Below are 24,809 nucleotides of genomic sequence, written 5' to 3'. Positions count from 1 at the left end.
GGCACTCCATACTGCGGGGAGTTTCTTCCTTCGTGTCCATGGATGAATCCTTGAACAACCGCCTTGCGACGGTGCCGGAGCGCAGGATCGAACCGGTCGCCAGCACCAAGCTGCTTCCGCCACGTCCGTCGCGCCGGCTGGTGCCGCGCGACGCCTTGCAGGCGCGGCTGTTGGAGGCCCGACGCCAGCGCTGCGTGGTCGTGCAGGGGCCCGCGGGCAGCGGCAAGACCAGCACGCTGGTGGCCTGGCGGCAGGCCCTGCTGGCGCTGGACTTCGACGTCGCCTGGCTGTCGCTGTCCGCCGAAGACTGCGAGCCGACACGCTTCTTCGATTGCCTGCTGGCCAGCATCGGCGAGGTCGATCCCGAGGCGGTGCGCGAGGCGGCGCTGCTGATGGGGCGGGACAGCGACGAGTCGGCGCTGGAGCACGCCGTGATCACCGTCGTGCAGGCCATCTCGTTGCGCTCGCGGGAGTTGGTGCTGATGCTCGACGATCTCCAGCACCTGGAGGACGCGCGCATCTTCCAGGTGCTGCAATGGCTGCTCGACTACGCACCGCCGCGGCTGCACCTGGCGTTCGCTTCGCGCACCGCCTTGCCGTTGTCGTTCGCGCGGCTGCGCTCCCAAGGCCTCGTGAGCGAGTTCGACCTGCGCGACCTGCGCTTCACCGCCGAGGAAACCGAGCGTTTCCTGCGCGAGCAGCTGGCCAGCATCGACAAGCGCGACGTGCAGGTGCTGCACGAGCTCACCGATGGCTGGGTGGCCGGCCTGCAGCTGTTCGTGGTCGACATGCAGGCCAAGCGGGGCGCCCCGTATGCCCGGGTGCAGGTGCGCGACGCGCAGGCCTTCGCCAGCTACTTCGAAGGCGAGGTGCTGGCGCACCTGCCGCCCGATGAGCTGGCGCTGCTCACGCGGCTGGCCCTGTGCAACCGTTTCTGCGCCTCCCTGTGCGCCGCGTTGCTGGTGTTGCCGCACGCCGGTGCGGACATGGCGTTGCGGCTGGCACGCCTGGACAGCGAGAACCTGTTCATCAGCCAGGTCAGCAGCCACGACCGCGAGACCTGGTATCGCGTGCATCCGCTGCTGCGCGAGATCCTGCTGGCGCGCCTGGAAAGGCTGCCGGGCGAGGAACGCGGTGCGCTGCATGGCGCGGCCTGGCGCTGGTTCGAGGCGCACGGGCACTTCGACGAAGCCGTGCGCCATGCGGTGCTGGCGGGCGATGCGCACGCGGCAGCCGACATCGTGGAGGCCTGCGCGTCCGACCTGCTGGCCCGGGGCGAACTGACCTCGCTGGGTGGCCTCATGCGGCGGCTGCCGACGACCCAGGTGCAGGCGCGCTTCGGGCTGCGGCTCGTGGCGGCCTACCTGCGCCTGTATGCGCGCGATATCGAAGCGCTGGAGGGCAGCATCTCGCAGCTGGAGGCGGAATTCGACACGCTGGACGCTCTGCAGCGCCGGGGTCTCACGCTGCTGCGCGGCGGCCTGGCGCTTCAGCGCGACGACACCGAGACCCTGCTGGCGATCGCGCCGCAGCTCGAAGCCATTCCCGACGACGCACAGGCCATCTTCGCTGGGCGCAACCACCTGCTGGCCTGGATGCACATGTACCGCGATGCCTACGCCGAGGCCCGCGCGCTGCTGGAAGAGGCCGCGCAGCAGCACGGCACCTCGACCGGGCGCGGCCTGATCGCGCGCTGCCTCGCCGGCATGAGCTTTGCGCTCGAAGGCCGCATGACCGAAGCGGAGCACCTGTTCCGCGCGGTACTGCAGGAGGCGCAAGGACACGGCGCCGCCCGCATCGGCGTGGCCAGCATGGCCGCGGGCCTGCAAAGCGACGTGCTCTACGAGTGGAACGAACTCGAGGCCGCCTGCAGCCTGCTCGAGCCTCGCATCGAGGTGCTGGAGCGCGCCTCGATTCCCGATGCGGTGCTGCGCGCCTTTGTCGTCCTGGCGTGCGCGCACTGGCTGGCGGGCCGGCGCCTCGAAGCGCTCGACCACCTGGACCACCTGGAGGACTACGCCGTGCGCCACAGCCTGGACCGCCTGCTCGCGCATGCGCTGGTCCTGCGCCTGCGCCTGTACCTCAAGCAAGGCGAGACCGCGCAGGCCGATCAGGTGTTCGAGCGGATCAAGGTGCTGAACGTGCGCCATGCCGATGCGGGCAAGGGCACGACCGCCGAAACCTGGCGCATCACCGAGCGTGCGCGTGCCGACATGTGCCTGCACTGGAACGACTTCGACGGCGCCGTCGATTGCCTGAAGCCCCTCGTGGCCTGCACCGAATCGGCCGGCCGGTCGCGCATCCTCGCGGCCCTTCGGCTGCAACTGGCCATCGCGGAGTCGGGGCGCGGCAACCAGCGGCCCGCGCGTGAGCAGGCGATCGAAGCCTTGCGGCTGGGCCATCGGCTCGGTCTCGTGCGCAGCCTGCTGGACGTATCGGCGAACGTGCCGTCGCTCCTCGATGCGCTGCTGGCGGATGCGGCGCTCGACCCGGTCCTTGCGTTCTATGCGCGGCGGCTGCTGGAGGCGGCCGCGGCCACGCGACGCGCACGTGCCGCCGTCCGCATGGCCAAGAGCGCCGCAGCCGAAGGCGTGGCCGTCGACCTGCTCAACGAGCGTGAGCGCGAGGTGCTCGACCTCGTGGCGCAGGCCATGCCCAACAAGAAGATTGCCCGCGTGCTGGGCGTCACGCCCCACACCGTGAAGTGGCATCTGCGCAAGATCTACAGCAAGCTGGGCGTCGCCGAGCGCGACGAAGCGGTTGCGCGCATGCGCGATCTCTCGCTGGTCCGGGAAACCCCCAGGCTGCACTGAACACCGGCTAGCCATCGCGGCTAGTGGCTCGCGGCCTTCGGCTTCGCATCATCGATGCACGCGACAGCGCCTGCCAGGCGACTGCCGCTGCGGACCGTCCGGTCCGGCACATCGATCCCAGCGAAACGAAAGGAATGGAGATGCAACAGCTCTGCAAGGACCGCGTGGTCGTCATCACCGGTGCCGGCCGCGGCCTCGGCCGCGAATACGCACTGGAGTTCGCGCGCCAGGGCGCGAAGGTGGTCGTCAACGACCTGGGCGCCAGGCCCGACGGCACGGGCGCCATGAACGGCCCCGCGCAGGAGGTGGTGGTCGAGATCCGCGCGATGGGCGGCGAGGCCGTGGCCAACACCGACGACGTGTCCGACTGGGAGGGCGCCAGGCGGCTGATCGAGGCCGCGATCACGGCGTTCGGCGGGCTCGACGTGCTGGTCAACAACGCCGGCATCCTGCGCGACAAGACGCTCGTGAACATGGACATCGACGATTTCGACGCCGTGATCCGCGTCCACCTGCGCGGCACCTTCGCACCGATGCGCCATGCCGCCGCGTACTGGCGCGAAGAAGCCAAGGCCGGCCGCCCGCGCGTGGCGCGCGTCGTCAACACCAGTTCGTCGTCCGGCCTGTACGGCATCGTCGGGCAGACCAACTATGGCGCGGCCAAGGCCGGCATCGCCAACATGACCATCGTCGCGTCGCGCGAGCTGGAGCGCTATGGCGCGACGGTCAATGCGATCTACCCGACCGCGATGAGCCGCCTCACGGAAGACCTTTTCAAGAGCGGCCAGCTCAACTCCAAGGCACCGGCCGGCGCCGCCGGGTTCGACCCGCTGGACGCGGCGAACGTGGCGCCGCTGGTCGTCTGGCTGGGCAGCGTGCATTCGGGCGCCGTCACCGGCCGGGTGTTCGGCGCCAAGGGCGGGCGCATCACGGTGGCCGAAGGGTGGCGCGCCGGTCCTCACGTGCAGAAGGACAGCCGCTGGACCGTCGCCGAGCTGGGCGAGGTGCTGCCCGGCCTCGTTGCGCGCGCGGCGCCGAACGCCGACCTGAGCGGCCAGCTGAATGCGTCGAACGCGTGACATGAACAAGGACTGCGGACACCGGTCCGCCCCAGGAGGCACCGCATGAAAACGGCGAACTACCTTGGAGACTTTGCCGCCCTGACGCCGGACAAGCCCGCCGTCATCAACGGCAGCAGCGGCGAGCGCCTCAGCTACCGCGAACTGGACGAACGCTCCAACCGCCTCGCACAGGTGCTGTACGCGCAAGGCCTGCGCCGCGGCGATTGCATCGCGATGCTGCTGGAGAACCACATGCGCTGCTTCGAGGTGGCCTGGGCCGCCTTCCGTTCGGGGTTGCTGCTGACGGCGGTCAACCGGTTCCTCACGGCGGGGGAGGTGGCCTACATCGTGGAGGACAGCGGTGCGCAGGTGCTGATCTCCTCGGTCGCGATGGCCGGTGTCGCGGCCGAGCTGGCCGGCACCACGCCGCACTGCGCGCGGCGGCTGATGATCGACGGCGTCATTCCCGGGTGGGAGTCCTACGAGCAGGCCGTGGCCGGCGCGCCGGCGCAGCGGCTGGCCGAGGAGTGGGTGGGCGGCACGCTGCTGTACAGCTCCGGCACGACGGGCCGGCCCAAGGGCATCGTGCGCGCGGCGGCCCGTGCGCGCTTCGACGACGACGTGGCCGACCCGCGCCTGATGATGATGCACCGGTACAAGTTCGACGCCGATTCGGTCTACCTGTCCACGGCGCCGCTGTACCACGCGGCCCCGCTGTCCTATGCGACCAACACGCACTTCTTCGGCGGCACCGTGGTGTTCATGCCCAGGTTCGATGCGGTCGAGTCGCTGGCACTGATCGAGCGTTACCGCGTCACCCACAGCCAGTGGGTGCCGACCATGTTCATCCGGTTGCTGAAGCTGCCGGACGCATCCCGCGAAGCCTTCGACCTGTCCAGCCACCGCGTGGCCATCCATGCCGCGGCGCCGTGCCCTGCCGAGGTCAAGCGCCGCATGATCGACTGGTGGGGCCCGATCGTGGTGGAGTACTACGGCGGCAGCGAGGGCAACGGCCTCACCTCCATCGACAGCCGCGAAGCACTCGCGCACCCCGGCTCGGTGGGCCGTGCCGTGCTGGGCGTGCTGCGCATCTGCGACGACGACGGCAATGAGCTTCCGGCGGGCCAGGACGGGCTGATCTATTTCGAGCGCGACAAGCTGCCCTTTCACTATCACCGCGACCCCGGCAAGACCCGCGCGGCCCAGCATCCACGGCACCCGAACTGGACCGCGATCGGCGACATCGGCCACCTGGACGCGGACGGCTATCTGTACCTGACCGACCGGCTCTTCTACATGATCATTTCGGGCGGGGTGAACATCTACCCGCAGGCCATCGAGGATGCGCTGGCCCTGCATCCCAGCGTGCAGGACGCCGCCGTGATCGGCGTGCCCGACCCCGAGATGGGCGAGGCCGTGAAGGCCGTCATCGAGCCCGCGCCCGGCGTGGCGCCCACGCCGGCATTGGCCGAAGCGCTCATCGCCTTCCTGCGCGGCAAGGTCGCGAGCTACATGCTGCCGCGCTCGGTGGACTTCATCGACGAGATGCCGCGCCTTCCCACCGGAAAACTCTACAAGCGCGCGCTGCGCGAGCGCTATGCCAGGCCTGAACTGAACCAGGAACCACAGACATGAACGACACCACCGAAACCCTGCGCGCGTCGCAGTTGTGCATCGAGGGCGGCATCGTCGAACTCAGTCATCAGCGCCCGGCGCTGCGCAATGCGCTGTCGACCGAACTGCAGATGGACTATGTCGACGTGATCGCGCGCGTCGAGAGCGACCGCGAGATCCGCGTGCTGCTGATCACCGGCTCGGGCGGCAGTTTCTCGGCCGGCGGCGACGTCAAGTTCATGCGCGAGCGGCTGACCGACCCGAGCGTGGCGACGGCGGACTACATGCGTGGCCGGCTGCGCAAGGCGCACCAGTGGCTGACCCGCCTGCGCGAACTCGAGGTGCCGGTGGTTGCCGCGGTCGACGGGCCGGCCTACGGCGCGGGCTTCGGCCTGGCGTTGCAGGCCGACTTCGTGCTCGCATCGACGCGTGCGGTGTTCTGCGCCTCGTTCGCGCGCCTGGGTGCGGTGCCCGACTTCGGCCTGCTGCACACGCTGCCGCGCATCGTGGGCCTGTCCCGCGCGAAGGAGCTGATGCTCACGGCGCGCCGACTGGGGGCGCAGGAAGCGCAGGCCTGGGGCCTCGTGCATGCGGTCCATGCGGACGATGCGTTGCAGGCCGAGGCGAGGGCGTTCGCGCAGCGCCTGTGCGCAGGCCCGCGCGAGGCGGCCGGCATGACCAAGAACCTGGTCAACCGAAGTTTCGAGACCGACTGCGCCGCGATGTTCACGGCCGAGGCCAGCGCGCAGGCCGTGGCCATGCAGACGCCTTATCACGCCCAGGCCGTGGCCGACTTCGCGCGCGACGGCGCCTTCCGCTACGACTGGGACCGCATGGCGGCCGGGCGCTCCACCTCCTGAATCGCAAGGGAACAACCGCATGACTGACAACGTTCTGGTCGCTGGCGTCGGCATGGTGCCTTTCACCAAGCCCGGCGCGGGCCCCAGCTACCTCGAGATGGGCGGCGATGCCGTGCGCCTGGCACTGGCCGACGCCGGCATCGGCTACGGCCAGTTGCAGATGGCCTTCGCCGGCTATGTCTATGGCGACACCAGTTGCGGGCAGGGCGTGCTGTACCGCGTGGGCCGCACGGCCATTCCGGTGTTCAACGTCAACAACGCCTGTGCCACCGGCTCCAGCGCGCTCTACCTGGCGCGCGCCGCGGTACAGAGCGGGCAGGTCGAGTGCGCATTGGCGCTGGGCTTCGAGCAGATGCAGCCGGGGGCCACGCGTTCCAACTTTCCGGATCGCCCGATCCCGCGCGGCGACGTGCTGCCGATCCAGGACGCGCTGTGCGGCGATGCCGGCGAGATCCCGCGCAACCTGGTGACCTTCGGCGGCGCCGGCCGCGAGCACATGCGCCAGTACGGCACGCGGATGTCCACCTTCGCCGCGATCCGCGCCAAGGCCAGTCGCCATGCCGCGAACAACCCGCTGGCGCTGTTCAGGAAGGTCGTGACGACCGAAGACGTCATGAACGACCAGGTCATGTGGGACGGCGTGATGACCCGCATGATGGCCTGCCCGCCCACCTGCGGCGCGGCTGCAGCGGTCGTCTGCTCGCCCGCGTTCGCGCGGCGGCACGGCCTGCGCACCGACGTCGCGATCCTGGCGCAGGCCATGGTCACGGACCCGCAGGAGTCCTTTGAGCCGCCGACCATGAAAGGCTTCGTCGGCAGCTACATGGCTCAGCGCGCCTCGCGTGCGGTCTACGAGCAGGCCGGTGTCGATCCGCGGGACATCCCGGTGGTCGAACTGCACGACTGCTTCGCGCACAACGAACTGTTGAGCTACGAATCGCTGGGCCTGTGCCCCGAAGGCGGCGCCGAGCAGTTCGTGCTGGACGGCGACAACACCTACGGTGGCCGTGTCGTCACCAATCCTTCCGGCGGCCTGCTGTGCAAGGGCCATCCGCTGGGCGCCACCGGCCTGGCGCAGTGCTACGAGCTGACGCACCAGCTGCGCGGCACTGCGGACCAGCGCCAGGTCGACGGTGCGCGGCTGGCGCTGCAGCACAACCTGGGCCTGGGCGGCGCCTGCGTGGTCACGCTGTACGGCAGGCATTGAGTTTTTCAGACGGTTCCCGTCGTTGCGGCTTTCCGACTTTCACCAGGAGACAAGACCATGTTCACGCACTCGCAAGATGCCACCACCCTGCACCGGCGGGTCCTGCGGCTCAGCCTGTGGGGGGCCTTGCTGGGCCTTGCCGCATCGGCGACGGCGCAGCCCGCGGCCTACCCTGACCGGCCGGTGCGCATCGTGTCGGTCAGCGGCGCGGGCACCGGGGTCGACGACTTCACCCGGCTGGCCGCCAAGTACCTCAGCGACAAGACCGGCAAGTCGTTCTATGTAGAGAACCGGCCCGGCGCCAACAGCATCCTGGCGTCGGACCACGTGGCCAAGGCGGCGCCCGACGGCTACACGCTGCTGCTGGCGGTGGCCAGCGCCGTGGCCGCCAACCCCTACATGTTCAAGAGCCTGCCCTACGACGCGAACAAGGACCTGCTGCCGATCGCGCGCATGTCCGTGGTCCCCATCGTGGTGACGGTGCCGGCCACGTCGCCGTACCGCAGCCTGGACGCCTTGCTGGCGGCCGCGCGCGCCCATCCCGGAAAGCTCAGCTATGGCACCAGCACATCGGGCTACAAGGTCATGACCGCGGCGATCAACGGCCTGGCGAAGGTCCAGGCGCTGGACGTGCCCTACAAGAGTTCGTCGGGCATGCTGCCCGACCTGCTCGCCGGCACCATCGACTACGCGATGCTGGAGGTGTCGCAGGCCGTGCCGCAGGTCGAAGGCGGCAAGCTCCGGGCACTGGCGGTGTCGAGCCCGGTGCGCGTTGCGGCGCTGCCCGATGTGCCCACGCTGGGCGAACTGGGCCTGGGTGATGCCACGTTGACGAGCTGGCTGGGCCTGTTCGCGCCGGCCGGCACGCCGCGGCCCATCGTGGACAAGCTCTCGCTGCTGGCCGTGGAGTTCGTCGCTTCGCCTGAAGCCCAGGCGCATTTCGCGCGGCGCGGCACGGCGGCCTACCCGGCGGCCTCGGGTGAGTTCAAGAAGGCCATCCGCGAAGACCAGGCGCGCTGGAAGCACTACATCACGACCACGGGCCTTCAGCCGGAGTAGCGCGCCGGCGGCCCTTTCCCGTTCGACCTGTCCGTCCTGCCATCTGTCCGGACCGTGCGTCCGGCGAGGAACCCGCCATGCACCGCATCCAGACCTTCGTGCTCGCCGCCGCCCTGGCGTGCAGCGCTCCGGGCTTCGCCCAGGGCTTTCCGACCCGTTCCATCACCATGGTCGTGCCCGCGCCGGCCGGCGGCGCGTCGGATGCCATTGCACGGTCGCTGGCCGACGCGATGGGCAAGGCACTGGGGCAGGTCATCGTCGCCGACAACAAGCCCGGCGCGTCGGGCATGCTGGCCACGCAGCTTGTCGCGCGTGCGCCCGCCGATGGCTACACGCTGCTGGTGACGCACACCACGCCCATCTACTACGCGCACCACACCTTCTCGAAGGTGCCCTACGACGTGCGTCGGGACCTCGCCTTCGTGACGCACATCTGCGATGCGAGCCTGGTGCTGGCGGTGCACAAGGATGTGCCTGCCAGGAACATGACGGAGTTCATTGCATGGGCCAGGTCCAACAAGGGCAAGGTCAGCTACGGCTCCTATGGCGTGGGCTCGTCCGGGCACCTGATGAGCTCCTACCTCGGCGAGTCACGGCAACTCGGCATGTCGCATGTGCCCTACAAGGGCGAGGCGCCCATGATCCAGGACCTCATCGGCGGGCACATCCCCTGGGCCTTCGCCACGGCCGGCTCCCTGTCGCCGCACTTCGCGAGCGGCCAGTTGCGGCCGCTGGCCGTGGTGGCCGAGCAGCGGCTCGACGACCTGCCGGGCGTGCCGACGCTGATCGAGGCCGGCTTTCGCGACCCGGAGTTCAAGATCATCGGCGGGCTGACCATGATGGTGGCCGCGGGCACGCCGGCGCCCGTGCTCGCCCGCCTGGAGAAGGAGGCGAGGGCGGCCATTCAAACCGTGCAGCTCAGGGCGCGGTTCCAGGTCTTCGGCCTGATCGGCGTTGGCAACAGCGCCAAGGAGGCGCGCGAGGGCTTCGAAGCCAGCGGGCCGGTCATCGAGAAGCTCGTGCGGATCTCGGGGGCAAAGATGGACTGAATGGGCGCGCCGACTCGCCATTACGGCTAGTGAATCTTGCGCGGCGAGTGGCGATCATGAACCCCAAGGCGACCCGGTTTCCCCGACGCCGAAGTTCCATCAACAGACGCATCGAGAGGAGCTCCCAGTGGATGTGAATCGCACGGTCTTTCGCGAAGACCACGAAATGCTCAGGCCCAGCGCACAGCGCTTCTTTGAACGCGAGTGCGTGCCGCGCCAGGCGGCGTGGGACCAGGCCGGCCGGATCGACCGCGAGACCTGGCTCAAGGCCGGCCGCGAAGGCCTGCTGTGCGTGACGGTGCCGGCCGAATACGGCGGCGGTGGCGGCGACTTCGGCCATGCGGCGGTGGTCCTCGAAGAGGTGCACCGTGCGGGTGTGTCGGGCGCGGGGTTCTCGCTGCACTCCGACATCATTGCGCCGTACATCGTGCGCCTGGGCACCGAAGCGCAGAAGCAGAAGTGGCTGCCCGGCATCTGCCGCGGCGAGCAGATCCTGGCGGTGGGCATCACCGAACCGGGCGGCGGCTCCGACGTGAAGGCGATCCGCACCACCGCCGTGCGCGACGGCGACGACTACGTCATCAACGGCAGCAAGATCTTCATCAGCAACGGCCTGAGCTGCGACATGGTGCTGCTGGTGTGCAAGACCGATCCGGCCGCCGGCGCCAAGGGCGTGAGCCTGATCATGGTCGAGGCCGACCGCGCGGGCTTTCGCCGCGGCCGCAAGCTCGACAAGGTGGGCCAGCCCGCGGCCGACACCGCCGAATTGTTCTTCGACAACGTGCGCGTGCCCGTGGCCAATCGCCTGGGCGAAGAGAACCAGGGCTTCGCCTACCTCATGCAGGAGCTGGCGCAGGAGCGCCTGATCATCGCCCTGTATGCCGCTGTTGCGCTGGAGCGCCTGCTCGGCCTCACGCTCGAGTACGTGAAGGACCGCCGCGCCTTCAACCAGACCGTGTGGGACTTTCAGAACACGAAGTTCAAGCTGGCCGACGTGAAGGCCCAGTCGGTGGCCGTGCGCACCTTGGTCGACTACTACCTGGGCGAACACCTGCGCCGCAAGCTCAGCGTGCAGGAGGCCGCCATCGCCAAGATGTACGCCACCGAGGCGCTGTGGAAGTGCCTGGACGACATGGTGCAGCTGCACGGCGGCTACGGCTACATGCTGGAGTACCCCATCGCACGCGCCTTCACCGACTACCGCGTCTCGCGCGTGGTGGGCGGCGCCAACGAGGTCATGCGCGACCTCATCGCACGCAAGCTGTAGGCACCGCGCTGCCTACGACTTTCCTTCCTTCTTCCCCTTTACTGAACTGGAGAAACCATGAGTGAAAAAGTCCTGGTCGGCGGTGTCGGCATGATCCCGTTTGCCAAGCCCGGCGCGAGTCCGAGCTACACCGACATGGGCGCCGACGCGGTGCGCCGCGCGCTGGCCGATGCCGGCATCGGCTACGAGCTGGTGCAGCAGGCGTACGTGGGCTACGTGTACGGCGACTCGACCTGCGGGCAGACGGCGCTGTATGAGGTCGGGCTCACCGGCATTCCGGTCGTCAATGTCAACAACAACTGCTCGACCGGCTCGACCGCGCTGTACCTGGCGCGCCAGGCCGTGGCGCTGGGCGACGCCGACTGCGTGCTGGCGCTGGGCTTCGAGCAGATGCAGGCCGGCGCGCTCAAGTCGCACTGGGACGACCGGCCCCGCACGCGGGCCCGCGTCTCGCACATCGTGAGCGACCTCACGGCCGACGTGCCCGAGCTGCCGCAGGCCCTGCGCACCTTCGGCGGCGCGGGCCGCGAGCACATGCAGAAGTACGGCACGAAGATGCAGACCTTCGCCGCGATCCGCGCCAAGGCCAGCCGGCATGCCGCCGCCAACCCGCTGGCGATCTTCAGGAACGTGCTCAGCACCGAGGACGTGATGAACGACAAGGTGATGTGGCCCGGCGTGATGACGCGCCTGATGGCCTGCCCGCCGACCTGCGGCGCGGCCGCCGCGCTGATCGTGTCCGAGAAGTTCGCGAAGAAGCACGGCCTGCGCAGCGACGTGCAGATCCTGGCGCAGGCGATGACCACCGACCCGGTCGCCTCCTTCGATCCGCCGTCGATGATCAGCTACGCCGGCTTCCACATGGCGCAGGCGGCGGCGAACAAGGTCTATGAGAAGGCCGGCGTCGACCCCGCGGACATCCGCGTCTGCGAGCTGCACGACTGCTTTGCCCAGAACGAACTGCTGACCTACGAAGCACTGGGCCTGTGCCCGGTGGGCGAGGGCGAGAAGTTCGTCGAGGACGGCGACAACACCTACGGCGGGCGGGTGGTGACCAACCCGTCGGGCGGCCTGTTGTCCAAGGGCCATCCGCTGGGCGCAACGGGTCTCGCGCAGTGCTACGAGCTGACGCACCAGCTGCGCGGCACGGCCGACCAGCGGCAGGTGGACGGCGTGACGCTCGCGCTGCAGCACAACCTGGGTCTTGGCGGCGCCTGCGTGGTGACGCTGTACGGCCGCAATTGAGCGGGACGCGACATGCTCGACCACAACCTGATCGGCCACGCCCTCGGCAAGCGCAGCCTCACCGTCGAAGAGGGCGCCGTGCGCTCGTATGCGCAGGCCATCGGCGAGACCGATGCCACCTACCTCGATGCGTCGGCCGCACGCGACGCCGGCCACCGCGCGCTGCGCGTGCCGCCCACCTTCCTGTCGTGCCTGGAAGGCCGGCTGTTCCAGACGCGCGCGCTGCTGGACCTGGCCCGCATCGACCTCAAGCGCCTGCTGCATGCGGAGCAAAGCTACGAGTACCACGCACAGGCCTATGCCGGCGATGTCCTCAGCTACGAGCCGAAGATCGTCGACGTCTACGACAAGAAGGGCGGCGCGCTGGAGTTCCTGGTGAAGCAGACCCGCGTGACCAACCAGGACGGCGTGCACATCGCCGACCTGCGCACGGCCCTCGTGCAACGCCAGCTTGCGGAGGCATGACCACATGACGACCCCGGCACTGAAAGACCCGCAGGTGGGCGACAGCATTCCCGCGCTGCAGCTGCCCGCGATCTCCCGCACCACGCTGGCGCTGTATGCCGGCGCCTCGGGCGATCACAACCCGATTCACATCGACATCGACTTCGCCCGCAATGCCGGCCTGGACGACGTGTTCGCGCACGGCATGTTGTCGGCCGCCTACGTGGGACGGCTGGTCACGGACTGGGCGGGGCAGGAGCGGCTGCGGCGCCTGCATGTGCGCTTCACCGGCATCACGCAGGTGCACGACGTGCCGCTGTGCACCGGCCGCGTGACCGAGCGCTTCGAGCACGAAGGCGAGCCGCGCCTGCGTGTCGAAGTGCAGTGCGCCAACCAGAACGGCGACGTGAAGATCCTCGGCGAAGCCGTGGTGGCCGCCCTTTGAAATTCCATCCACAGGAGAAAGCAAGCATGAACAGAAATCTCGAAGGCAAAGTGGCCATGGTCACCGGCGCAGGACGCGGCATCGGCCGGTGCATCGCGCTGAAGCTCGCCCATGAAGGCGCCAAGGTGGTGGTCAACGACCTCGACGCCGCACCGGCCGAAGAGGTGGTGGCCGAGATCCGCGCCGCCGGCGGCCAGGCCGTCGCGTTCGCCAGCAGCGTGACCGCGCCGGACTTCGGCACCAGCTTCGTCAAGGCGACGCTCGACGCCTTCGGCGCCATCGACATCATCGTCAACAACGCCGGCTACACCTGGGACAACGTGATCCAGAAGATGAGCGATGAGCAGTGGGACGCGATTCTGGACTGCCACCTGAAGGCGCCGTTCCAGGTGCTGCGCGCCGCGCAGCCGTACTTTCGCGAAGTGAGCAAGGCCGAGGCCGAGAACGGCAAGGAGGTGTTTCGCAAGGTGGTGAACATCTCCTCGATCTCGGGCACGCAGGGCAGCACGGGCCAGGTCAACTACTCGGCCGCCAAGGCGGGCCTGGTGGGCATGACCAAGACGCTGGCCAAGGAATGGGGCCGCATGAAGGTCAACGTGAACTGCGTGGCCTTCGGCTTCATCGCGACCCGGCTCACGCAGCCCGTGAAGGAAGCCAAGACGATCCAGATCGAGGGCAAGGAAATCCGCATCGGCGTGCGCCCCGAGACCATCGAGCGCGCCAGCAGCGAGATTCCGCTGGGCCGCCCCGGCACGCCCGAGGAAGCGGCGGGCTCGGTCTACATGTTCTGCATTCCGGAGTCGAACTACGTCACCGGCCAGACGCTGATCTGCGGCGGCGGGCGCGGCGGTTTCTAGCCAGGCACGCCTCAAGGCAGCTTTCATGGCACGGTTGACCCGCCACTACGCACACTGGCCCGCCGGCGTTCCGCAGACGCTGGAAGTGGCCGATCGCAACCTGTTCAGCCACCTCGCCAGAAGCGCCGAGGCCGCGCCGGACAAGGTCGCGATCTCCTACTACGGACGCTCGACCAGCTACCGCAGCCTGCATGCGGATGCACTGGCGCTGGCCGGCTACCTGCAGCAGCGGCTGGGCGTGCGGCGCGGCGACCGCGTGATGCTGCTGATGCAGAACTGCCCGCAGTTCGTCATCGCCTACTACGCGGTGCTGCGGTGCGATGCCGTGGTGGTGGCGATGAACGCCATGAGCACCGCCGAGGAGGTCGCCTACTACGCCAGCGATTCCGGCGCGCGGGTGCTGATCGCCACGCAGGACATGATGGACAGGGCGCAGTCCCTGCTCGACGACAACCGCCTGGACGGCTGCGTGGTCGGCGCGGTCTCCGAGCTGGCCGGAAGGCCGCAGGATGTGCCCTTCCTCGAGATTCCCGAGTTCGTGCGCGAAGCGCGGCGGCCGTTGGCCGGCCCCGGGCTGCACACGTTCTCCGGCGCGCTCGCGGCAGGCATCGCGCCGACCCCGATGCAGGGCGGGGGCGGCGACCTTGCCGTGGTGGCCTACACCTCGGGCACCACCGGCAAGCCCAAGGGCGCCATGCTGACGCACCGCAACTTTGCCCATGCATCGCTGCAGCGCGTGCAGTGGCTGTCGGAGCAGGCCGACCAGTCCGAGCTGCTGGTGCTGCCGGCCAGCCACCTGGCCGGCATGAACGTGATGAACCTGGCGATCTACGTCGGGCGCACCGTCGTGCTGCTGTCGCGCTGGGATGGCGACGCGGTGGTCGAGCTGATCGAGCGGCTGCGCCTGTACGCCTGGTGCGCCGTCACGCCGATGCTGGCCGAGGTGTTCTCGCGGCCCGACATCGCGCAGCGCGACCTGTCGTCGCTGCGGCGGCTCTATGGCGGCGCCACGGCCATGCCCGAGGCGCTGATCCGCAAGATCGAGGAACGGCTGGGGCTGTCCTTCATCGAAAGCTACGGCCTCACGGAGGCCTGCGGCGCCTCGCACATCAACCCGCCCCACGCGGCGCGGCGCCAGTGCGCAGGCGTGCCGCACATCAACTGCGATGCGCGCGTGATCGATCCGGATTCGGGCGCGGAGCTGGGGCCCGCGCACCCTGGGGAAATCGTGATCCACGCGCCGACCCTGTTCGAGGGCTACTGGAACCAGCCGGAGGCCACGGCGGCGGCGACCATCGAGATCGACGGCAAGCGCTTCCTGCGCAGCGGCGACATCGGCCATCACGACGAAGACGGCTATTTCTATGTCACCGACCGGCTCAAGCGAATGATCAACGCGGCGGGCCTGAAGATCTGGCCCGCCGAGATCGAGACCTCGCTGTACGGCCACCCGGCGGTGCAGGAAGCCTGCGTGATCTCGGCCTTCGATGCGCGCCGCGGCGAGACCGTCAAGGCCTTCGTCGTGCTGCGTCCGGCGGCGCGCGGCACGCTGGCGCCGGAGGCGGTCACGGAATGGGCGCGCACGCGCCTGTCGGCCTACAAGGTTCCGCGCCTGGTCGAGTTCGTCGAGGCCCTGCCCAAGACCGCGACCGGAAAGATCCTGTGGCGCGAGATGCAGGCGCAGCAGGACGCGAACGACCAGGCCGCGCGCGCTGCCGCACTCGCGCTCACGTGAAGACCCTTCAAGGAGACAAGACATGAACAAGAAGATCGGTGCCGTGTGGCTGGCCCTGGCCGTGGCCGTCCCCACGCTCTCGCAGGCCCAGGCCGACGAGGGGTATCCCTCTCGCGCGGTGCGCTTCATCGTGCCCATCGGGCCCGGCAGCAGCGGGGACACGCTCACGCGGCTGATGGCGGAGCAGTTCAGGGCCGTCTCGGGGCAGGCGACCTTCGTCGAGAACCGGCCCGGCGCCGATCTTGTCGTGGGCACGCAGAACCTGCTGGGCGCGCCGGCGGACGGCCATTCAGTGGTGCTCGTCAGCAACAGCACCATGGTGATCAATCCGCTGGTCATCAAGGACCTGCCCTACAAGGTGGAAGACCTGACGCCGATGCTCGACCTGGTGCGCATTCCGGCCGTGCTGGTGACATCGCCCGACTCGCGGTTCAAGACGCTGGGCGATCTGCTCGATGCGGCCCGCAAGGCGCCGGGGTCGGTCAGCATCGGTGTCTACGGCAATTCGTACCGGCTGGGCGCGCTGGACCTCGCGCGCCGGGCGGGCGTGAAGTTCAACGCCATTCCCTACAAGGGTGCCTCGCAGGCCATCGCCGACGTGATCGGCGGTGTGGCCGATGCGGCGCTGACCGACGTCGGCGGCGCGGCGCCGCTGATCGCCTCGGGCAAGGTGCGCGGGCTGGGTGTGTCGTCGGGCAAGCGCCATGCGTTGATGCCGGGAGTGCCCACCGTGCAGGAAGGTGGCGTGGCCGACTACACGCTCTTCACCTTCATCGGCTTTGCGATCCGCGCCAAGACGCCGGCGCCGATTGCCGGCAAGTTCGAGGCGCTGATGGTGCGCGCGGCTGCCGATCCGGCGTTCCGCGAGCAGGTGGTGCGCATCAGCGGCGGGGAGTTCGCCGGCACGGGCCGGGAGCCCTTCAGCGCCATGATCGCCAGCGAGTCGGTGCGCACGCGCGAACTGGTCAAGCTGGCCGGGCCGAATTTCATGCAGTGATCGATCGCGCGGTCCCCGGCGCCGTGGCACCGGGGACCACGTTCAGGCCGGGTCAGCGCGCGATGACCGCGTCGCCCAGGATCTTCACCTCGCCGTCCTGGTTGGTGGTGCGGATTTCCACCTTCACCCGCTCCTCGCCGCCGGCCTCGAACTTCTCGATGACCTCGCCCGTGCAGGTGATGGCATGGCCCAGGTGCGTGATGCCGGCGAAGCGCGCGTTGAACTGGCGCACCTTGCGCTGGTCGACCCACTGCGTCAGCAGGCGGCCCAGGTAGGCCATCGACAGCATGCCGTGCGCGAACACGTCGGGCATGCCGCCGCGCTGCGCGAAGTCCAGGTCGATGTGCATCGGGTTGTGGTCGTTCGATGCGCCGGCAAAAAGCGCCAGGGTCGTGCGGTTGATCGGGGCGAGTGCCAGTGGGGGCAAGGTATCGCCAGGTTCGAGGGCGTCGAAATTCAGGGTCTTCATCGGGTGTTCCTTGTGTTCAGCCATTGCGGTGCACCAGCACCTTGCGGATGTCGGCCACGTGCTCCGAGCGCTGGTTGGTGACGCGGGTTTCCATGACGACGAACTCGAGCGCGCCGCCTTTCTTCTCGTAGACGTCGGTGACCCGGCTGTCGAAGTGCAGCGTGTCGCCCGCATGGGCCATGCGCCGGTAGGTAAAAGACTGCTCGCCGTGCAGCACGCGCGCCAATTCGATGCCGGCTTCCTCGCGCCAGTTGCTCGGCGGACGCGCGAGTTCCAGCGAGAACAGGAAGGTGGGCGGCAGCGGCAAGGTGGGGTGGCCGGCATCGCGCGCGGCGGACTCGTCGAAGTAGACCGGATCGGTCTCGCCGATGGCCTTGGCGAAGAAGCGCAGCTGCCCGGCTTCGGCGGTGATGGCAAAGGGCGGGAAAGCCATGCCGATGATGTTCCTGTCGATCATGAAGATGCTCCTTGTTTGAATGCCGGCTTGCCCGGCCTACAGCTTGCGCGAGATCAGGTCGCGCATCACTTCGCTGGTGCCGCCGTAGATGCGGCTCACGCGCATGTCGACGAAGGCGCGTGCGATGGGGTACTCCAGCATGTAGCCGTAGCCGCCGTGCAGCTGCACCATGTCGTCGATGCACTTCCACAGCGTCTCGGTGGCGAAGAGCTTGGCGATGGCGGCTTCTTCCACCGTGAGGCGCCGGCTCATGTGGGCCGCGAGGTAGTGGTCGACCATCGTGCGCAGTGCCACCGACTGGGCCTTGATGTCGGCCAGCTTGAACTTCGTGTTCTGGAAATCCCACACCGTCTGGTCGAAGGCGCGGCGGTCCTTCACGTAGTCGAGGGTCTGCTGGAGCAGCCGCTCGAGCTTGGTCGCGGCGCTGACGGCGATCATGAAACGCTCCTGCGGCAGCTCCTGCATCAGGTAGGCGAAGCCCTTGCCTTCTTCACCCAGCCGGTTGGCTACCGGCACGCGGATGTTGTCGAAGAACAGCTCGGCCGTGTCCTGGGCGCGCATGCCGACCTTGTCGAGCTTGCGGCCGCGGCGAAAGCCGGGGCGGTCCGTCTCGACCACGACCAGGCTCACGCCCTTGGCGCCGGCGGCCGGGTCGGTCTTGCACACCACGACCACCAGGTCGCTGAGAAAGCCGTTGCTGATGAAGGTCTTGCTGCCGTTGATGAGGTAGTCGTCGCCGTCGCGCACGGCGGTGGTGCGCAGCGATTTCACGTCCGAGCCGCCGCCCGGTTCGGTGATGGCCACCGCCAGGATCTGCTCGCCGCGGCAGATGCCCGGCAGCCATTTCCGTTTTTGCGCCTCGGTGCCCAGGCGGTGGATGTAGGGCGCCACGATGTCCGAATGCAGCCCGATCGACAGGCCGCCGACACCGGCGTGCGCAATCTCCTCGGCAATGATGGCCGCGTGGCCGAAGTCGCCGCCACCGCCGCCGTATTCGGTGGGCAGCGTGGTGCACAGCAGGCCCTCGCGGCCGGCCTTTAGCCAGACCTCGCGGCTGACCTGGCCGGCGCGGTCCCAATCGGCCTGGTGGGGCACGCACTCGCGTTCGAGAAAGCGGCGCACCGTGGTGCGGAATGTCTCGTGGTCCTCACGATAGACGCTGCGTTCGACCTGCATGTCGCGATCTCCTTGGGTGACGGAACGGAGCGATCCGCCGAAGGCGTCACGGCGCAATCCGTTCCCTTGGTGATCGTCGTGCGACGCAGGGCCGGACGCACTAGCCGCGATGGCTAGGGCGTGTTCGCGCGATCAAGGGCCGTGGCCGGGCGCGTTGCGACCGACGAACCGGCCCGCAAGGTAGCCAACGGCCAGTGGCAGGCCTTTGGCGACACCGATCACCTGGCCACCGAAGACCTGCCGCCCGGCTGGCGAGAAGGAGGCCGTGGAACGGGTCCAGCGGATGTCGGGCGCTACCAGTCCTCTTTCACCGCCAGCACCACGTCGCGCCCCGCCGCGGCGCGCCCCGCCATCCACGCCGTGAACGTGCCGGCCGCCACCACGGCCGCGCACAGCGCCAGCAGTCGCACCCACGGCACCAGCAGGTCCATGCTCCAGTGGAAGCTCTGCGGGTTCACCACCTTCACCAGCACCACCGACACGGCCAGCCCGAGCAGCAGCCCGGCCACCGCGCCGATGGCCGTCCAGGCCGCGCCTTCGCCGGCCACCACGGCCAGCACCTGCCGCCGCGTGAAGCCCAGGTGCGCGAGCAGGCCGAACTCCTTGCGCCGCGCCAGCACCTGCGCGCTGAAGCTGGCCGCGATGCCGAACAGGCCGATGGCGATGGCCACGGCCTGCAGCCAGTAGGTGACGGCGAAGCTGCGGTCGAAGATGCGCAGCGAGGTGGCGCGGATCTGGCCGACCGAGGCGAGCTCCACGGCGCCGTCGCGTGATGCGCGCGAGGCGAGCGCGCGAACGGCCGCCTGCACTTCTGCTTCGGACGCACCGGGCGCGAGCCACAGCGCGACGTCGCTCACGTCGTGCTCGCCGGTGATGCGCTCGAAGTCGCGCGCGTCCATCGCGATCGCGCCGAACTGCCGCGCGTAGTCGCGCCACACGCCGGCCACGAAGAACACCTGCGGCGTCGCCGTGCGCATCGCATCGGACAGCGGCGCGAACGCGCTGCCCGGCTTCGCGCCGTACAGCTCGACCATCGGCTCGCTCACGTAGATGCCGGTCTGCCCGGGCGGCACCGGCAGCGCCTCGCCCACCAGCGGCAGCCCGCGCACCACGCCGCCTTCGAGGCTGCGCGCGATCAGCGTCACGGCGGGCTGCGCGGGGTCGAGCTGCAGCGACTGCGTGCGCAGCGTGCCGGTGCGCGCCACGCCGGGCAGTTGCGCCAGCGCCTGCACGAAGGCCGGCGCGAAGGTCGCGGTGTCGGTGCTGCTCGTGCCGCCGCTGTTGCCGCTGCCGCGCCCGCCCGAGGTGGCGCGCACGTACAGGTCGGCCGGCAGCACCACGTCGAGCCAGTGCGTGACCGACTCGCGAAAGCTCGCGACCATCACCGTGAGCGCCACCGCCAGGCTCAGGCTCGCGACCACGCCGCTCACCGCCACGGCCGCCGTGCCGCGCATGCGCCGCGCGCGCTCGACGGCGAGCATCGGCAGCACGCGCCGTGCGAACGCCGGCGCCACGCGGTCGTACAGCAGCGCGATGAGCCAGGGCAGGGCGGTGATGCCGCCCACCAGCAGGCAGGCCACCGACAGGTACGCCGCCACCGGAATGCCGCCGATGGCCGGCAGGTTGGCCAGCGCCGCGCCCGCGCCGATGAGCCCGAGCGCGAGCCAGTGGTGGCGGCCCTGCGCGGGCGCCGCGCCCAGGCCCTTGAGCGTCTGCGCCTCGGGCAGTGCCTGCGCGGCGCGCGCGGGCCACCAGCCGCCCACCAGCGCGGCCACCACGCCGAGTCCGCCGTACAGCAGCGCGGCGCCACTGCTCCAGTGCAGCCGAGGCGCCACGCCTTCGAAGTAGCCGCCGCCCAGGTCGCCGCCCAGCACGCGCAACGCGAAGGCCGCGAGCGCGGTGCCGAGCGCCAGGCCGGCGGCGCTGCCGATCAACCCGAGCACCAGCGATTCGGCCAGCACCAGCCGCAGCCGTCCGCGCGGCGTGAGGCCCAGCACGCCGAGCAGCGCGAACTGCTGCGCGCGCTTGGCCACGCTGAGCGCGAGCACCGAGAACACCAGGAACGCGCCGGTGAACAACGCCACCAGCGCCAGTACCGTGAGGTTGACGCGGTAGGCGCGCGACAGGTTGCTCACGCGCTCGGCCGCATCGCCCGGCTCGGCGAACTTCAGGCCCGCCGGCCAATCGGGCGACTTCTCGAGCGTGGCCACGAAGGCCGCGCGGTCGGTGCCCGGCGCGAGCCGCAGGTCGATGCGGCTCAACTGGCCGAGCGGGCCGAACAGCTCCTGCGCGACCGCGATGTCCATCACCGCCAGCGCCGCGCCGCCGGCCGTCACGTGGCCCGACACCGCAAGGCGCTGCCACGCGGCGCCGCTGCGCAGCTGCAGGCTCTCATCGGTCGCAGGCTGCAATGGCAGCTGCAGCGCCTGGCGCGCCGCCGCGTTGAGGAACACATGGCCGGGCGCGAACAGCGCGAAGCGGTCCGCACCGGCGGCCGACTGCGGCATCAGCGCGGGCGCGATGGTGGGCAGCGCGAGCGCATCGACGCCGATCACGCGCAGCGGCACCTGGCGTCCGTCGCCGCTCAGCGCAAGGCCCTGGAACTCGAGCACCGGGCTCGCCAGCGCCACCTCGGGCCGCCGCGCGAGCCGGCCGAACACGGCCTCGTCGAAGCTGCCCTGCGCGGCGCGCACCTCGAGGTCGGGCTGGCCGTTCACCGAGCGCACTGCGCTGGAGAACTCGTCGAGCGCCGAGGCGTTGATGAGCTGCACCGAAAACGCCAGCGCCACGCCCAGCATCACGGCCAGCACGGCCGCCGCGTTGCGCCAGGGGTGGTGGCGCAGTTCCTGCCAGGAGAAAGTCGAAAGCAATGCACGCATGGGGTCATTGTGGCCGCCGTGGCAGGATGGCGTCTGTTCGACGATGACGACTTCACGCCCGAGGATTCCGACGATGCGGCTTCTGCCCTCCGCCTGGTGCCGCCGCTGGCTGGCGCCCTGGCTTCTCGTGCCCTGGCTGGCGGGCGCGGCGAGCGCGCAACTCGCACCGCCGGCCGCACCGCTCTCGCTCGCCAGCGACCCCGCCGTGCTGGCCCGCACCGCGCTCGGCGCCGAGCGCGGCACGCTGGTGGTCGGCGTGCTGCGCGGCGACAAGGCCGCCTACGGCATCGCCCACAACCCCGAGCCGCTGGTGGCGCGCGCCATTGCGGCGGCCAGCGCGGAGCAGCCGATGTTCGAGATCGGCTCGGTCACCAAGGTCTTCACCGGCCTGCTGCTCGCGCAGGCCGTGGAGCGCGGCGACGTGGCGCTCGACGACAGCGTGGGCAAGCTGCTGGCCGGCCACGCCGAGGGCGTGCCGCCCGCCGTGGCATCGATCACGCTGCGGCAGCTCGTCACCCACACCGGCTGCCTGCCCGTGATGGCCGACGGCGTGACCGGCGGTGCCGCGCTGGCCGAGCAGTTCCGCAGCTTCGACCTGCCGATGTTCTGGGCCGCGCTCGCGCGCATTCGCCTCACCGCCGCCGCGCCGCCGTGCGAGGCGCGCTACAGCAACTTCGGCATGGCGCTGCTCGGACAGCTGCTGGCGCTGCGCTACGGCACCTCGTGGGGCGAGCTGGTGCGTGCGCGCATCACCGAGCCGCTGGGCATGAACGACACCGTGATCCCCCTCGGCGACAAGGCCTCGCGCATGGCGCCGCCGTTCGCGGGCGACCAGCGCCAGCGCCGCTTCGACATGCATGCCTACGCGCCCGCCAGCGCGCTGCGCTCGACCGCCGCCGACATGCTGGCCTTCAGCCGCGCCATCCTCGCCGGCGCGCATGGCCCGCTGGGCCCGGCCGCCGCGCGCCTGCTCACGCCGCTCGCGCGCTACGAGGGCGCCGAGATCGGCTATGCCGTGATGGTGCGCGGCCCCGAGACCGGCCGACGCACCTACTACCACGCGGGCGTCACCGAGGGCTACCGCACGCTCTGGCTGCTGGCGCCCGACACCGGCGAGGCGCTCATCGTGCTGGCCAGCAATCAGCGCGCGCCGCTGCAGCCCGTGATGCTCGCCATCGGCAAGAGCCGCTACCCGGTGCCGACGACCGAAGTGCCCATCGATCCGAAGCGCCTGGCCGACTACGCCGGCGAGTTCCGCGTCGGCAAGGCGCAGGTGCTGGGCTTCACCGTGCGCGACGGGCGTTTGCTGGCGCGTGAATCGGGCAAGGGCTACAACGGGCTCACGCCCACCGGGCCGGATCGCTTTGCGGTGACGGCGATCGGTGCGCAGTTCGTGTTCCGGCGTGGGGATGGGGGCGAGGTGATCGGCGTCACGCTGACGCAGGGTGGCAGCCGGCTCGAAGGGCGGCGGGTCGGCGTTGCTGTGCCGCAGGACTGAACGCCTCAGGCCCGCTCCGACATCGTGTGCAGGTACGCCCGCACCGCGCCATTGCTGCTCAACCCGATCGCCCGGTCGTAGGCCTGTCGCGCCGCCACGCGCGCGCCACCGGCCGCGAGCAGGTGCGCGCGCGCCGCCCAGAACGGCTGGTAGCTCGCCACCTCGTCCGACGGAATGGCATCGAGCGCGCGCAGCCCGGTTTCGGGCCCGCGCGCATTCGCCAGCGCGCACGCCAGGCTGACCTGCGCGCCGATGCTGGGCCGCAGCGCGAGCAGGCCTTCGTACAGCGACACCAGCACTTCGGGCGGCACCGGTGCGCCGGCGCGGCGCTCGCAGTGGGCCGACTGGATCGCAGCCTCGAGCTGGTAGGGACCGAGCGACTGCATGGCCGATGCGATGCGCAGATGGTGCTCGGCCTCGGCCAGCAGCGCGTGGTCCCAGCGCGTGATGTCCTGCTGGTCGAGCGGCACGTAGGCGCCGGCCTCGGTGCGGCGCGCCGCGGTGCGCGCCTCGCAGAACAGCATCAGCGCCAGCAGGCCCAGCGGCTCGGGCTCGGCGGGCAGCAGGCGGCACAGGATGCGGCCCAGGTCGATGGCCTCGGTCGTCAGGCCGCGCGGCAGGGCGTCGGCGCCGTCGACGTCGTCCCAGCCGGTGCCGTAGGCGGCGTAGATGCCGTCGAGCACGTCGCGCAGCCGGTGCGGCAGGTCGCGCGCCTGCGGGTATTCGAAAGGAATGCCGGCCGCGCGGATGCGGGCCTTGGCGCGCACCAGCCGCTGGCCCAGCGCGGAAGGCGAGGTGAGGAAGGCGCCGGCCATGCGCGCGGCATCGAGCCCGAGCACGGTCTGCAGCATGAGCGGCGCGCGCGCGGCGGCGTCGATGGCCGGGTGCGCGCAGACGAAGAGCAGGCGCAGGCGCTCGTCGGGCACGGTGGCGGCATCGGGGTCGGCCTCGTCCATCTCGCCGGCGAGCAGCAGCAGGGTCTGCGTGGCGTCGTCCTGCACACGGCTGTGGCGCCAGGCGTCGAGCTTGCGGTGCCGCGCGACGCTCAGCAGCCAGGCGTCGGGCTGCACCGGCACGCCGTCGGCGGGCCAGCGCTCGAGCGCGCGGGCGAAGGCGTCGGCCAGGGCGTCTTCGGAGGCCGCGATGTCGTGCGTGCGGGCGGACAGGATGGCCAGCAGCCGCCCGTACGACTCGCGTGCCGCGCGTTCGGCGGCGTGGTGTGCCGCCGGAGTGGTCACGTCTGGCTCGCGCCCGCCGCTGCGGTGGCGGTGAAGACCGGCCGGACTTCGACACCGCCACTGGCGGCGCAGGGCGCACGCGCGGCCCATTCGAGCGCGGCGTCGAGGTCGGGCACGTCGACGACGAAGTAGCCGCCGAGCTGTTCCTTGGTGTCGGCGAAGGGGCCGTCCTGCACCTGGCGCTTGTCGCCGCGCACGCGCAGCGTGGTGCCGGTCATGGGCGGCAGCAGGCCGTGGCCGCCGAGCGAAATGCCCGACTGGCGCACCGCGTCGGCGTACGCGACCCAGCTGGCGCGGTAGGCCTGCGACGAGGCGTCGTTGCGTTGTTCGAATTCGGCCGCGGGTTGGTAGAACATCAACATGTACTGCATGGTGTTTCTCCGTGAGGAAAAGCTTGCCGAGCAAGAGCGCTCACCACAATGACGGCCCGCAACCGGTC

General features: G+C 70.1%; 21 protein-coding genes. 15 read left to right on the top strand and 6 right to left on the bottom strand.

Going from position 1 to position 24,809, the window contains the following annotated elements; translation table 11 throughout:
- Nucleotides 1–50 precede the first annotated feature (50 nt).
- The 14 genes from AC1RAD_RS17630 to AC1RAD_RS17565 all read left to right on the top strand — a co-directional run bounded on the left by AC1RAD_RS17630 (nt 51) and on the right by AC1RAD_RS17565 (nt 16,653).
- Nucleotides 51–2,813: a winged helix-turn-helix domain-containing protein gene (locus AC1RAD_RS17630; RefSeq protein ID WP_492736292.1), complete on the top strand. Its 2,763-nt coding sequence runs from the start codon at nt 51–53 to the stop codon at nt 2,811–2,813.
- A 140-nt stretch (nt 2,814–2,953) separates the two neighbouring features.
- Nucleotides 2,954–3,892, top strand: a complete 939-nt coding sequence (locus AC1RAD_RS17625) for an SDR family oxidoreductase (RefSeq protein ID WP_492736291.1) — start codon at nt 2,954–2,956, stop codon at nt 3,890–3,892.
- Between the two features lie 45 nt (nt 3,893–3,937).
- Nucleotides 3,938–5,509: an acyl-CoA synthetase gene (locus AC1RAD_RS17620; protein ID WP_492736289.1), complete on the top strand. Its 1,572-nt coding sequence runs from the start codon at nt 3,938–3,940 to the stop codon at nt 5,507–5,509.
- Entirely contained in the window at nt 5,506–6,348 is an 843-nt protein-coding gene (locus AC1RAD_RS17615) for an enoyl-CoA hydratase/isomerase family protein (RefSeq protein WP_492736288.1), read from the top strand. Before AC1RAD_RS17620 ends, AC1RAD_RS17615 begins: the two co-directional genes overlap by 4 nt.
- 19 nt (nt 6,349–6,367) lie before the next feature.
- Nucleotides 6,368–7,555 carry a lipid-transfer protein gene (locus AC1RAD_RS17610; RefSeq protein WP_492736286.1) on the top strand — a complete coding sequence of 396 codons (1,188 nt, stop codon included), beginning with the start codon at nt 6,368–6,370 and terminating at the stop codon, nt 7,553–7,555.
- Nucleotides 7,556–7,612: 57 nt separating this feature from the next.
- Complete coding sequence (locus tag AC1RAD_RS17605) at nt 7,613–8,614, top strand: Bug family tripartite tricarboxylate transporter substrate binding protein (RefSeq protein WP_492736284.1); 1,002 nt, start codon at nt 7,613–7,615, stop codon at nt 8,612–8,614.
- Between the two features lie 77 nt (nt 8,615–8,691).
- Nucleotides 8,692–9,663, top strand: a complete 972-nt coding sequence (locus AC1RAD_RS17600) for a Bug family tripartite tricarboxylate transporter substrate binding protein (protein ID WP_492736282.1) — start codon at nt 8,692–8,694, stop codon at nt 9,661–9,663.
- Nucleotides 9,664–9,790: 127 nt separating this feature from the next.
- The gene (locus AC1RAD_RS17595) at nt 9,791–10,930 is read left to right on the top strand and encodes an acyl-CoA dehydrogenase family protein (RefSeq protein ID WP_492736280.1); all 1,140 of its coding nucleotides are present in this window, start codon (nt 9,791–9,793) and stop codon (nt 10,928–10,930) included.
- A 57-nt stretch (nt 10,931–10,987) separates the two neighbouring features.
- On the top strand, nt 10,988–12,175 hold the full coding sequence (locus AC1RAD_RS17590) for a lipid-transfer protein (RefSeq protein WP_062474020.1): 1,188 nt from the start codon (nt 10,988–10,990) through the stop codon (nt 12,173–12,175).
- Between the two features lie 12 nt (nt 12,176–12,187).
- Nucleotides 12,188–12,640, top strand: coding sequence for a MaoC family dehydratase N-terminal domain-containing protein (locus tag AC1RAD_RS17585; RefSeq protein ID WP_492736278.1), 453 nt, complete (start codon nt 12,188–12,190; stop codon nt 12,638–12,640).
- Between the two features lie 4 nt (nt 12,641–12,644).
- A complete protein-coding gene (locus AC1RAD_RS17580; protein ID WP_492736276.1) occupies nt 12,645–13,064 on the top strand; it encodes a MaoC family dehydratase in 420 nt (139 codons plus the stop codon).
- Nucleotides 13,065–13,090: 26 nt separating this feature from the next.
- On the top strand, nt 13,091–13,921 hold the full coding sequence (locus AC1RAD_RS17575) for an SDR family NAD(P)-dependent oxidoreductase (protein WP_492727698.1): 831 nt from the start codon (nt 13,091–13,093) through the stop codon (nt 13,919–13,921).
- 25 nt (nt 13,922–13,946) lie between these two features.
- Nucleotides 13,947–15,656 (top strand): AMP-binding protein, encoded by a 1,710-nt coding sequence (locus AC1RAD_RS17570; RefSeq protein ID WP_492736274.1) that lies wholly within the window; start codon nt 13,947–13,949, stop codon nt 15,654–15,656.
- Nucleotides 15,657–15,678: 22 nt separating this feature from the next.
- On the top strand, nt 15,679–16,653 hold the full coding sequence (locus tag AC1RAD_RS17565) for a tripartite tricarboxylate transporter substrate binding protein (RefSeq protein ID WP_159276136.1): 975 nt from the start codon (nt 15,679–15,681) through the stop codon (nt 16,651–16,653).
- A 52-nt stretch (nt 16,654–16,705) separates the two neighbouring features.
- Here the strand turns inward: AC1RAD_RS17565 and AC1RAD_RS17560 are convergent, their stop codons facing one another.
- The 4 genes from AC1RAD_RS17560 to AC1RAD_RS17545 all read right to left on the bottom strand — a co-directional run bounded on the left by AC1RAD_RS17560 (nt 16,706) and on the right by AC1RAD_RS17545 (nt 21,634).
- Nucleotides 16,706–17,122 (bottom strand): MaoC family dehydratase, encoded by a 417-nt coding sequence (locus AC1RAD_RS17560; RefSeq protein WP_062482834.1) that lies wholly within the window; start codon nt 17,120–17,122, stop codon nt 16,706–16,708.
- Between the two features lie 16 nt (nt 17,123–17,138).
- Nucleotides 17,139–17,579: a MaoC family dehydratase N-terminal domain-containing protein gene (locus AC1RAD_RS17555; protein WP_354345040.1), complete on the bottom strand. Its 441-nt coding sequence runs from the start codon at nt 17,577–17,579 to the stop codon at nt 17,139–17,141.
- A 36-nt stretch (nt 17,580–17,615) separates the two neighbouring features.
- Nucleotides 17,616–18,755 carry an acyl-CoA dehydrogenase family protein gene (locus AC1RAD_RS17550; RefSeq protein ID WP_492736272.1) on the bottom strand — a complete coding sequence of 380 codons (1,140 nt, stop codon included), beginning with the start codon at nt 18,753–18,755 and terminating at the stop codon, nt 17,616–17,618.
- A gap of 293 nt (nt 18,756–19,048) precedes the next feature.
- Nucleotides 19,049–21,634: an FtsX-like permease family protein gene (locus tag AC1RAD_RS17545; RefSeq protein WP_492736270.1), complete on the bottom strand. Its 2,586-nt coding sequence runs from the start codon at nt 21,632–21,634 to the stop codon at nt 19,049–19,051.
- Between the two features lie 73 nt (nt 21,635–21,707).
- Here AC1RAD_RS17545 and AC1RAD_RS17540 point away from each other — a divergent pair, with 73 nt between their 5' ends.
- Nucleotides 21,708–23,132 (top strand): serine hydrolase domain-containing protein, encoded by a 1,425-nt coding sequence (locus AC1RAD_RS17540; RefSeq protein WP_492736268.1) that lies wholly within the window; start codon nt 21,708–21,710, stop codon nt 23,130–23,132.
- A 5-nt stretch (nt 23,133–23,137) separates the two neighbouring features.
- Here the strand turns inward: AC1RAD_RS17540 and AC1RAD_RS17535 are convergent, their stop codons facing one another.
- The gene (locus AC1RAD_RS17535) at nt 23,138–24,370 is read right to left on the bottom strand and encodes an RNA polymerase sigma factor (RefSeq protein WP_492736266.1); all 1,233 of its coding nucleotides are present in this window, start codon (nt 24,368–24,370) and stop codon (nt 23,138–23,140) included.
- The gene (locus AC1RAD_RS17530; RefSeq protein ID WP_062478473.1) at nt 24,367–24,741 is read right to left on the bottom strand and encodes a YciI family protein; all 375 of its coding nucleotides are present in this window, start codon (nt 24,739–24,741) and stop codon (nt 24,367–24,369) included. The genes AC1RAD_RS17535 and AC1RAD_RS17530 overlap by 4 nt, the downstream gene beginning before the upstream one ends.
- Nucleotides 24,742–24,809: the final 68 nt, after the last annotated feature.

The organism is Variovorax sp. GW823-FHT04B03 (assembly GCF_058796495.1).
This window is presented reverse-complemented; position numbering and strand designations above follow the sequence as displayed.

Coding starts and splice junctions, on each gene's coding strand:
- AC1RAD_RS17545 (WP_492736270.1), bottom strand. CDS start 21,634: ATGCGTGCATTGCTTTCGACTTTCTCCTGGCAGGAACTGCGCCACCAC.
- AC1RAD_RS17560 (WP_062482834.1), bottom strand. CDS start 17,122: ATGAAGACCCTGAATTTCGACGCCCTCGAACCTGGCGATACCTTGCCC.
- AC1RAD_RS17570 (WP_492736274.1), top strand. CDS start 13,947: ATGGCACGGTTGACCCGCCACTACGCACACTGGCCCGCCGGCGTTCCG.
- AC1RAD_RS17625 (WP_492736291.1), top strand. CDS start 2,954: ATGCAACAGCTCTGCAAGGACCGCGTGGTCGTCATCACCGGTGCCGGC.
- AC1RAD_RS17575 (WP_492727698.1), top strand. CDS start 13,091: ATGAACAGAAATCTCGAAGGCAAAGTGGCCATGGTCACCGGCGCAGGA.
- AC1RAD_RS17555 (WP_354345040.1), bottom strand. CDS start 17,579: ATGATCGACAGGAACATCATCGGCATGGCTTTCCCGCCCTTTGCCATC.
- AC1RAD_RS17615 (WP_492736288.1), top strand. CDS start 5,506: ATGAACGACACCACCGAAACCCTGCGCGCGTCGCAGTTGTGCATCGAG.
- AC1RAD_RS17540 (WP_492736268.1), top strand. CDS start 21,708: ATGCGGCTTCTGCCCTCCGCCTGGTGCCGCCGCTGGCTGGCGCCCTGG.
- AC1RAD_RS17565 (WP_159276136.1), top strand. CDS start 15,679: ATGAACAAGAAGATCGGTGCCGTGTGGCTGGCCCTGGCCGTGGCCGTC.
- AC1RAD_RS17610 (WP_492736286.1), top strand. CDS start 6,368: ATGACTGACAACGTTCTGGTCGCTGGCGTCGGCATGGTGCCTTTCACC.
- AC1RAD_RS17590 (WP_062474020.1), top strand. CDS start 10,988: ATGAGTGAAAAAGTCCTGGTCGGCGGTGTCGGCATGATCCCGTTTGCC.
- AC1RAD_RS17550 (WP_492736272.1), bottom strand. CDS start 18,755: ATGCAGGTCGAACGCAGCGTCTATCGTGAGGACCACGAGACATTCCGC.
- AC1RAD_RS17530 (WP_062478473.1), bottom strand. CDS start 24,741: ATGCAGTACATGTTGATGTTCTACCAACCCGCGGCCGAATTCGAACAA.
- AC1RAD_RS17585 (WP_492736278.1), top strand. CDS start 12,188: ATGCTCGACCACAACCTGATCGGCCACGCCCTCGGCAAGCGCAGCCTC.
- AC1RAD_RS17620 (WP_492736289.1), top strand. CDS start 3,938: ATGAAAACGGCGAACTACCTTGGAGACTTTGCCGCCCTGACGCCGGAC.
- AC1RAD_RS17605 (WP_492736284.1), top strand. CDS start 7,613: ATGTTCACGCACTCGCAAGATGCCACCACCCTGCACCGGCGGGTCCTG.
- AC1RAD_RS17580 (WP_492736276.1), top strand. CDS start 12,645: ATGACGACCCCGGCACTGAAAGACCCGCAGGTGGGCGACAGCATTCCC.
- AC1RAD_RS17600 (WP_492736282.1), top strand. CDS start 8,692: ATGCACCGCATCCAGACCTTCGTGCTCGCCGCCGCCCTGGCGTGCAGC.